We start from the raw sequence: 7,969 nt of genomic DNA on the forward strand, positions 1-7,969 counted from the left end.
TGAGCTGGAGGAGCCGCTAAAGGAAGTCAAAAAGGAAGTGGACGAGCGCGAAAAGCGCATGAAAGAAGAACGCTTAGCGCGACTTGGCCAGAAAGTGCAAGCTATCCGCGATATTGCCACTCAGGCCCGCGGTAAATCATCTGATGAAATTGCAGAGCTGATCAGTACCGTTGATGCTATAGACGCGACTGAGGATTTTTACGAGCTAACGCACGATGCTGTTAACGCACGTGCTGAAACGCTGAAATCCCTGGGCGAAGCCTACAATGACCGCCTATCGTTTGAAGAAACGCAGCGTCAGCTTGCAGAGCAAGAAGCCCAGCGCAAAGCAATGGAAGCCGAGCAAGCTGTAGAGCGCCGTATCAATAACCTTAAAATGATACCGCTTGAATACATGCAGCGCAGCTATGCCGACACCAAAGGCCAGCTTGATCGCCTGGTGAACTTTGTGCCAGAAGAAAAAGACTTTGCCGGCCGCCTTGACGAAGTAAAGTTAGCCATGAGCAATGTAATATCACAATTAACCGCAATGGCTGATCAAAAGCTTGTCATGGAAGAAATGGCAGCAAAGCAGTCAGCAGTGCAGGTTGAAAAGGACGAGCCTGAAAACTTCCGCAAGGATCCTGAGCCGGAAATAAAAGCGCCAGCATTGGCGGTATTTGATGAAAAACCAGCGAAAGAGCCAGAAGTGGTTAAGCTTGTAACGATGCTTGTTACTTGCAGTTCAGCTGACGTAAACCGGATCATGAAAATGGTTCACACTGTAGCCGGTGCTGAAATAAGCTTATTGAATAACTAACAGCGGCCTACGGGCCGCAACTGGTGACCTATGACAACATTAGAAAACAGAATAGAAAACTTGGAGCAAAGCATTGCTAATGCAAGGCAAGCTGCGCAGTACGCAGAGGGCCAGACCTACCGCGATGAAATGCGCCAGATTGCAGTAATGGAAAGCAACTTGGCCAGGCTGAAAAAGGAAAAAGCTGATGCTAGTGCTAACAAGGTCGATTAACCGCTCTATCGTGATCGGTGATGGTGACACCAAAATCGAAGTAGTGGTTTTGGGCATAAATGGTGGGCAAGTAAAGCTTGGCGTTAAAGCGCCGGATTCGGTTGATGTTCACCGGGATGAAATTTACAAGCGCATACAGGAGCAAAAAGCTTATGCCAACTCAAGTCGATAAGTTTATATCTGATCTCGATGGTGGTCAGTTAGAAGAAAAGCTTAGCAAGGTGCTGAGCATGGTTGCCGGTGCAGTGATGGATCATAACGCTGCTGGCGAGGTAGTTATCAAGCTGGGCTTTAACCGGCTATCAATCCAGCAAGTAATGGTTACGCATGAAGTTAAGTTCACGCGACCAACGCAACGCGGCAAACAGTCTGAGCATGAAAAGATGCAGACGCCGATGTATGTTGGCGAAAAAGGTGCACTGAGTTTCTTCCCGGAGAAGCAAACAGTGATGTTCGGTAAAAAAGGCGATTTACTTTCTAAGGAATAATCATGTTAGATAAAGAAACTATTGCTGCATTGCAGCAGGCAGAAACGCTTAACAAGCTGATCGGGCATGTTGAAAAAGTCACAGCCAGCGGATTTAATGCGGTTGTACTACCTGACGGCTTTAAGCTGGCAGATGTTGAGTGCTACTTGCCCAACCGGGTTCGCTTTACTGGTCAGTTCAATACAAACAGCGTGTTAAGTTTTTCTGAATACGTGCGTGACCGTGGTGCTGATAGTGCCCGCGTGTTTGTTGATGCTGACAGTATGAATGCAACGGCAATCCTGGACTTTGTTAGTTTTGGTGTTGCTTTGCACTGTGAAGACAAAGCCATAGTAAAAGCTAAGCGCAAAGCAGAGTATTCAGCATTGCTGGTATTCACTTCTGAACGCCACAGCCAGAAAGCTTTTGCTGAGTTCCTGGAAGATTACGCTGATTACATTTGTTGTTTTGATGCTGATAATGATCCTATTGATATTAAAAAGGCCATTTCAGCGGTGCGCCGTATCGAGATAAACGCAAAGGCCAGCGCCACCAGCGAAGTGAAAAGCTTTAGCTCGGAAAAGTCAGCTTTTGAAAGTATGTCAGTGAACGAAGAAAACAAACTACCGCATACTATCCGGTTTAGCTGCGTGCCTTACGCGGAGTTTTCTGAATTCAGTTTTGACATCCGTCCGGCAGTAATTACCGGCAACGAAGTGAAACTATCAGCTCGCATGGTGCAGCGTGAAGAAAAGCAGGAAGAAATAGCTAATTACTTCTGCGATTTAATTACCGGCAAGCTGGAAGAACTAGAAATAGAAGCGCCGATTAACATCGGTACATTCAGCAAGTAAACCGTTAACGCGCCCGGCTACGGCCGGGCTATATGGAGTGTAGAATGAAAGTGTTGATAGCTTGCGAAACATCCGGGACAGTAAGGGATGCTTTTATCGCAAAAGGGCATGACGCAATGAGTTGCGATTTATTACCAACTGAAAAGCCGGGACCGCACTACCAAGGTGATGTTCAAGATATTCTTAATAATGGCTGGGATTTAATGATTGCGCACCCTGATTGCACCTATCTAACCAATTCTGCTGCATGGGCTTTTGGTGATGGCCCATACCATCAGAAAATTAAGCCAGGCACGCTTGTTGGCGAAGCCAGGCGCGAAGCCAGGCGCGAAGCCATAGCGTTTGTAAAATTACTAATGGATGCTCCAATACCGCTAATTGCCATCGAAAACCCGGTAGGCTCAATCAGCACTTACATCAGGCCGGCAGATCAATATATCCAGCCTTACGAATATGGCCATGATGCCAGCAAGAAAACCGGGCTTTGGTTGAAAGGACTGCCGCTGCTAACCCCGATAAAATATGTCGAGCCAAGATTGGTTTGCTGCGGGGTTGTCTTAACTGATAAATACGGATGCCCTAACTGCTGTGGTGATAAAAAGCCATTACAGCGCTGGGGTAATCAAACCAATTCAGGCCAGAACAAGTTAACGCCGGGGCCTATGCGCTGGCTTGATAGGGCAAGAACCTACCAAGGCTGGGCTGATGCAATGGCTGATCAATGGGGTGGATTATGAGAGAACTAAACAACTGCTGCAGCATGACAGACCACAAACAAAACCCGGCTGAAATATACCTAGTGCCAGACGCTGAGCATGGCCACGTTTGGAGTGATGATCCAGCCCCCGGCGAGGGCATGCGCGAAGAAAATGCCACGCGGTATGTGCGGGAAGATTTGGTGCCGGAAAGCAATGCAACGCTGGCACTGCGCATAGCTGAGCTTACAAGGGAGAATTCAACACTTCAGGCTCGATGTGCAGACCTTGAACTGCTGCTAAGCACTGAGCAGGATTTAGTTCTTGATTACCATGCAACAAATGATGCTTTGGCTGCGCAAGTAGAACTGTTAAAAGCAGCAATTACCACAGCATTGCGCGGTACGGTTTTCGATGAAGTTGGTAATCGTGATGACGATGGTTTAATTCCCTTTAGGAACACCAAGACAGCAATCGAAGTTTTAACCGATGCGCTTTGTCAATTAAGCAAACTACGCCAGCAGGCTAAGGGTGGTAAGTGATGCTTGAATTTATCCCGCACTTAATAATCTGTTTATACATATTAGTAAAGCTATCTTACTACTTTACGACAAAGCTAGATAAATCAGGGGATTATAAGTGAACACAGAAAAAGACCTAGCCAAAAAATACGGCATGAGCGTAGCAGGCATACGCTACCGACTGCAAAAAGGTATACCACTTGATGCGCCACTTAAAAACGGCAACAAAGGCGGTAACTTTAAAATTGACCGAGCGACAGCGTTAAAAGTATGGAAAGGCATTTACCGGATCCGACGAGGCCAGAAAAAGCAAACATACACAGAACTGGCTGCAGCAATGCAAGTCCCTGAAACGATAGTAAGGGCCATTGCCCACGGCAAAACATGGAACAGCGTTACAGGTTTACCAAAGCCTAAGCACGAACAGTATTAGTTGTGCTATAATTTTAACCGCTGCATTGTGCAGTAAAGTCGTGTTATTTTGTGTTGACAGCCGGGAAAGACCGGCCCAGTTTATTTGCATCGGCACTGAGAGATGCGGCCCCCACAGGCCGCTCGTTGTGGGACGGTATCAGTGCTGATTCAAATGAGCTGAGTGACTACTACCTGAGCGAGCAGGAAAGCTCCCTAACGCCAACAGCTCATTACTATCAACGAGGTAACTATGCAATACAACCAATTCAAAGCCATAGCCACAGACTGCCTAAAGCGCTGGGGGCTATACAGCCCGGCAGTAGTTGAGCTTATGGCAATGATTGTTGCGCATGAATCAATGCACGGCAGATACCGCCGCCAGATTAACGGCCCAGCATTGGGCCTGTTCCAGATTGAACCGCCAACTCATGACGACATTTGGCAAAACGGCCCAGGCATTAAGCGCAGAGCAGCGCAGTTTGGCATTAAGCAAGACGTTAGCCAGCTAGAGCACAGTGACGAATACAGCATATTCGTAGCCCGGCACCACTTGATGCGGGATCCTAACCCCATTCCTACCGATGCCATAGCCATGGCTGAATACTGTAAGTCATACTGGAACACTGTCAAAGGCAAGGCCACAGCTGAAAAGTATTTACGTGATTGGGAAACCTGGAAATGAAATACTTAGCCTATGCCGCCGCTGCTGCTGCAATTATCACAGCGCTATACCAAGCTCACTCATACATATTCGAGCAGGGCCGCATTACAGAGCGTGCAGAAATACAAAGAGCCTACAATGCCGCAATGGAAAAGCAGCAAGCCAAGTACCGCGACTTAGTTCAGCACGCATTAAACGCCCAGGCCCAAGATCACGCCTCAGAAATTCAGCGCATAGCCGCTAATCAGCAAACCGAAACCATAACCAAAGAGATCATACGCTATGTTGACCGTAAGATTATTGTACCTGCTGAGTGTGATCAGCTTGCTGCTGATGTTGTCAGCGTGCTCCAGCAAACCAGCGCAGCCATACGTGCCGCGAATAGAACCGCCGAAAGCGGTGATCAGCCCGGAGCTTTTAACTTACTGCCCACCGATAGCAGTGATCCCGGACGAGCTACACGCAGCGCTGAGGACGCTGGCGGAGAATTCCGCAGTGATAGCCGACTGTTATCGCCGCCAAGCAAACCTGGTTGATGCGGTAAAGCGCCGGTGAGAAAAGCAAAGACAGATGCAAACCAACAGGAAATAGTTGGTTTTTTCCGTTTAAACGGGTTTAGCGTAGCGATTACCAGCGCTGCGCACGATGGATTCCCTGACCTGGTGATAGGGTTTAACGGCATTACAGTACTGGTAGAAGTAAAGGACGGATCCCTTGTTCCAAGCAAACGCAGGTTGACGCCGAAACAGATTGAATTCCATAATGAATTTAAGGGCGCCATAACAGTGGTTGAAAGCATTGAGCAAGCAGCCGCACTGGTGAAAAAGGTCAAAGCGGCCACAGGCTTAAAATGGTAGGGGATAAAATGCCAGACGGTACAACAAGCGCACTCAGGCAGCTCATAGAAATAGGTGTTGGCTGGATATGGTTCATCGTACTAGCTATATGGGGGGGAACGGCGAACTACATAAGCCGGATCCGCAAAAATAATATGAAATTCAGCACAGTCGAGTTAATTGGCGAGTGGACTATAAGCGGTTTTGCTGGAGTAGTTACCGGGTTACTCTGCATGGAGTACGGTATGGGCATGAACATGACATTCGCAATGGTGGCCATAGCTGGCCATGCTGGCGGTAGGGCCATTTTTCTGCTTGAAAACCTTTACGCTAAGCGCATTGATAAGAAAGGTGACTAATGCCTGGTAAGAGCAAAGCCTACGCTACTATAACGCTACGGACAGGCGAAACGCTTAAGCTGTCAAGACAGCAAGATTTGTTTGCCCGTTCATTCGCTTTGCATGGTGATGCAACAAGGGCAAGGTCTGAGGCTGGTTATGCAGAAACTAAGTACGCCAGACAAGAAGCCTGGAAGCTACTGCTTAATCAAACAACACAAAAGGCTTATGAGCATTACAGAGCTAAAGCTGCTGAAAAGCTGGATATTAGCGAGAACAGGATCCTTGCTGAAATGGCTGCAATGGGATTCAGTAACTTGGCTGGGTATTATGCTGCAGGCACGCAGTTAAAGCCGCTTGATGAACTTACCCCGGCGCAGCAACGCGCAATACAGAAAATAAAAACTAAGCGATACCTGGAGCGAACCGGCGCAGGCCCGGAAGATTTTGAAGAAGTTGAGATTATGCAGATAGAGCTGCACCCTAAACTGCCGGCACTTAAGATGATTGCCGAAATTAAGGGAATGTCAGCGCCTAAGGATGCAGACAAGCAGCGACCGGTTAACGTCCATGTTCACGTAACAGGCAACGCCGAAGTAAAAACCGATGCTGGTTAGTATTGAAGATGATATTGACATTATCGACAGTGAAAGCTCGATTGAGCCTATTAATGTTCAGCTGCCTTACCTTTACACAGCTAGGCCGTACCAGTCTGATTTATGGCGAGCTAAGTTTGTAGAAAAGAAAAAGCGATTTGCTGTTGTCTGGCACCGCAGGGCAGGCAAAGACAAAACATACTGGCAAATAGCTGTTGCAGCCACACAGGAGCGAGTAGGCGCTTACTGGTACATGCTACCAAAGAGCACTCAGGCGCGTAAGGCAATATGGAAAGGTCGAGGAAAAGACGGTTTACGCTTTCTTGATCACATACCGCCTGAAATCATTGCCAACATAAATAACACTGAAATGTATATCGAGTTCACAAACGGCAGCTTGCTGTATGTGCTGGGTAGTGATAGCTATAACAACTTAGTCGGTAACAATCCACTTGGCGTGGTGTACTCGGAGTGGTCACTGTGCGATCCGGCCAGCTGGGACTATCTAAGGCCAATACTGGCAGAAAACGATGGCTGGGCCATGTTTTGCTATACACCCAGGGGCCGCAATCACGGCTATACTCTGCTGGAAGCTGCCAATAAGTTCCGTGATCGCTGGTATGTGTCGCTACTTACTGTTGATGACACTAAAGACGCAGACGGCAAACCAATAATAACGCCACAGATAATCCAAGATGAGCGTGACGAGGGTATGAGCGAGGATATGATCCAGCAGGAGTATTACTGCTCATTCGATGCCGCTATTCCTGGCGCATACTTTGGTAAAGAGATCAGAGCGGCATACGAAGATAACCGGGTTACTCGCATACCTATTGAGAAGTCACTGCCAACGTATACCTTTTGGGACTTGGGGATCAGTGATGATATGTCAATTTGGATAATGCAGCCGATTGGAAAGGAATTAAGGCTGGTTGCCTGCTACAGTAACAGTGGCGAGGGCATGGAGCATTATATAAACTATCTGCATGAGTTTGCAGACAAACATAAGATACGCTGGGAAGAACACTACGCTCCACACGATATAGAAGTGCGCGAGCTTATGAGTGGCGAAAGCCGGCTTGATACCGCTAAAAAGATGGGCATTAAGTTTAAGGTTGTACCCAGGGTTAAAAATAAAATGGATAGCATTAACGCGCTTAGGGCGATATTCCCGCGGTTACTGTTCGATAAGGAGCGTTGCGAAAAAGGCTTAAACGCAGTGGCCAGTTATCACCGCGAGTACGATGAAAAAAAGAAAGTATTTAAAGAGCGGCCAGAACATGACTGGTCAAGTAACTTATCAGATGCACTGCAGCAGCTTGCTATGGCGTGGAAAGATAAGACTGTTAATAAACCTGAGCCCAAGCCTATACCGATTGGCGCTGGCGGCTGGATGGGAGGATAAATGAAACAGGATAAGCCAGAAAGCCCAAAAGGCGAAGATGCCAAATTAAAACTGGCCCGTGAGCGTGCATCTGCAGCAATGACAGGTTGGAAACATAACTTTGACGCAGCTCAGGAGGATATTTTTTTCTTGGCTGGTACTCAGTGGCCCGAGGCAATACGCAAACAGCG

The 7,969-nt window shown here is 47.6% G+C and carries 14 protein-coding genes; all 14 read left to right on the plus strand.

Translation table 11 applies throughout. The annotated features are described in order from the left end of the window. Positions 1 to 799, plus strand: a 799-nt coding sequence (locus V7D78_RS15320) for a hypothetical protein (protein WP_333609329.1), incomplete at its 5' end; no start/stop codon positions are given. Positions 800 to 829: 30 nt separating this feature from the next. Further along, positions 830 to 1,012 carry a hypothetical protein gene (locus V7D78_RS15325; RefSeq protein ID WP_333609330.1) on the plus strand — a complete coding sequence of 61 codons (183 nt, stop codon included), beginning with the start codon at positions 830 to 832 and terminating at the stop codon, positions 1,010 to 1,012. Further along, complete coding sequence (gene csrA / locus V7D78_RS15330) at positions 987 to 1,184, plus strand: carbon storage regulator CsrA (protein WP_333609331.1); 198 nt, start codon at positions 987 to 989, stop codon at positions 1,182 to 1,184. The genes V7D78_RS15325 and csrA overlap by 26 nt, the downstream gene beginning before the upstream one ends. Continuing rightward, complete coding sequence (locus tag V7D78_RS15335; RefSeq protein ID WP_333609332.1) at positions 1,165 to 1,500, plus strand: hypothetical protein; 336 nt, start codon at positions 1,165 to 1,167, stop codon at positions 1,498 to 1,500. The genes csrA and V7D78_RS15335 overlap by 20 nt, the downstream gene beginning before the upstream one ends. 2 nt (positions 1,501 to 1,502) lie before the next feature. Continuing rightward, entirely contained in the window at positions 1,503 to 2,333 is an 831-nt protein-coding gene (locus V7D78_RS15340) for a DUF2303 family protein (protein ID WP_333609333.1), read from the plus strand. 44 nt (positions 2,334 to 2,377) lie between these two features. Continuing rightward, positions 2,378 to 3,070: a hypothetical protein gene (locus V7D78_RS15345; protein WP_333609334.1), complete on the plus strand. Its 693-nt coding sequence runs from the start codon at positions 2,378 to 2,380 to the stop codon at positions 3,068 to 3,070. After that, on the plus strand, positions 3,067 to 3,570 hold the full coding sequence (locus V7D78_RS15350; protein ID WP_333609335.1) for a hypothetical protein: 504 nt from the start codon (positions 3,067 to 3,069) through the stop codon (positions 3,568 to 3,570). Before V7D78_RS15345 ends, V7D78_RS15350 begins: the two co-directional genes overlap by 4 nt. 97 nt (positions 3,571 to 3,667) lie before the next feature. Next, positions 3,668 to 3,982, plus strand: coding sequence for a hypothetical protein (locus V7D78_RS15355; RefSeq protein WP_333609336.1), 315 nt, complete (start codon positions 3,668 to 3,670; stop codon positions 3,980 to 3,982). Between the two features lie 231 nt (positions 3,983 to 4,213). Then, positions 4,214 to 4,645 carry a hypothetical protein gene (locus V7D78_RS15360; RefSeq protein WP_333609337.1) on the plus strand — a complete coding sequence of 144 codons (432 nt, stop codon included), beginning with the start codon at positions 4,214 to 4,216 and terminating at the stop codon, positions 4,643 to 4,645. Continuing rightward, positions 4,642 to 5,160 (plus strand): hypothetical protein, encoded by a 519-nt coding sequence (locus V7D78_RS15365; RefSeq protein WP_333609338.1) that lies wholly within the window; start codon positions 4,642 to 4,644, stop codon positions 5,158 to 5,160. Before V7D78_RS15360 ends, V7D78_RS15365 begins: the two co-directional genes overlap by 4 nt. Before the next feature lie 15 nt (positions 5,161 to 5,175). Next, complete coding sequence (locus V7D78_RS15370; protein WP_333609339.1) at positions 5,176 to 5,481, plus strand: hypothetical protein; 306 nt, start codon at positions 5,176 to 5,178, stop codon at positions 5,479 to 5,481. A gap of 8 nt (positions 5,482 to 5,489) precedes the next feature. Continuing rightward, positions 5,490 to 5,819 (plus strand): phage holin family protein, encoded by a 330-nt coding sequence (locus tag V7D78_RS15375; RefSeq protein WP_333609340.1) that lies wholly within the window; start codon positions 5,490 to 5,492, stop codon positions 5,817 to 5,819. A 77-nt stretch (positions 5,820 to 5,896) separates the two neighbouring features. Beyond that, entirely contained in the window at positions 5,897 to 6,415 is a 519-nt protein-coding gene (locus V7D78_RS15380) for a terminase small subunit (protein WP_333609341.1), read from the plus strand. After that, positions 6,405 to 7,799, plus strand: coding sequence for a hypothetical protein (locus V7D78_RS15385; RefSeq protein WP_333609342.1), 1,395 nt, complete (start codon positions 6,405 to 6,407; stop codon positions 7,797 to 7,799). The genes V7D78_RS15380 and V7D78_RS15385 overlap by 11 nt, the downstream gene beginning before the upstream one ends. The last annotated feature ends 170 nt before the right edge of the window (positions 7,800 to 7,969 follow it).

Origin of the sequence: Arsukibacterium sp. (genome assembly GCF_036735525.1) — a bacterium.
Taxonomy (GTDB): Bacteria; Pseudomonadota; Gammaproteobacteria; order Enterobacterales; family Alteromonadaceae; genus Alishewanella.

Bases quoted from the DNA above. Each gene is read 5' to 3' on its own strand.
- V7D78_RS15340 (WP_333609333.1), top strand. From the start codon at position 1,503: ATGTTAGATAAAGAAACTATTGCTGCATTGCAGCAGGCAGAAACGCTT.
- V7D78_RS15360 (WP_333609337.1), top strand. From the start codon at position 4,214: ATGCAATACAACCAATTCAAAGCCATAGCCACAGACTGCCTAAAGCGC.
- V7D78_RS15325 (WP_333609330.1), top strand. From the start codon at position 830: ATGACAACATTAGAAAACAGAATAGAAAACTTGGAGCAAAGCATTGCT.
- V7D78_RS15365 (WP_333609338.1), top strand. From the start codon at position 4,642: ATGAAATACTTAGCCTATGCCGCCGCTGCTGCTGCAATTATCACAGCG.
- csrA (WP_333609331.1), top strand. From the start codon at position 987: ATGCTAGTGCTAACAAGGTCGATTAACCGCTCTATCGTGATCGGTGAT.
- V7D78_RS15385 (WP_333609342.1), top strand. From the start codon at position 6,405: ATGCTGGTTAGTATTGAAGATGATATTGACATTATCGACAGTGAAAGC.
- V7D78_RS15375 (WP_333609340.1), top strand. From the start codon at position 5,490: ATGCCAGACGGTACAACAAGCGCACTCAGGCAGCTCATAGAAATAGGT.
- V7D78_RS15345 (WP_333609334.1), top strand. From the start codon at position 2,378: ATGAAAGTGTTGATAGCTTGCGAAACATCCGGGACAGTAAGGGATGCT.
- V7D78_RS15350 (WP_333609335.1), top strand. From the start codon at position 3,067: ATGAGAGAACTAAACAACTGCTGCAGCATGACAGACCACAAACAAAAC.
- V7D78_RS15335 (WP_333609332.1), top strand. From the start codon at position 1,165: ATGCCAACTCAAGTCGATAAGTTTATATCTGATCTCGATGGTGGTCAG.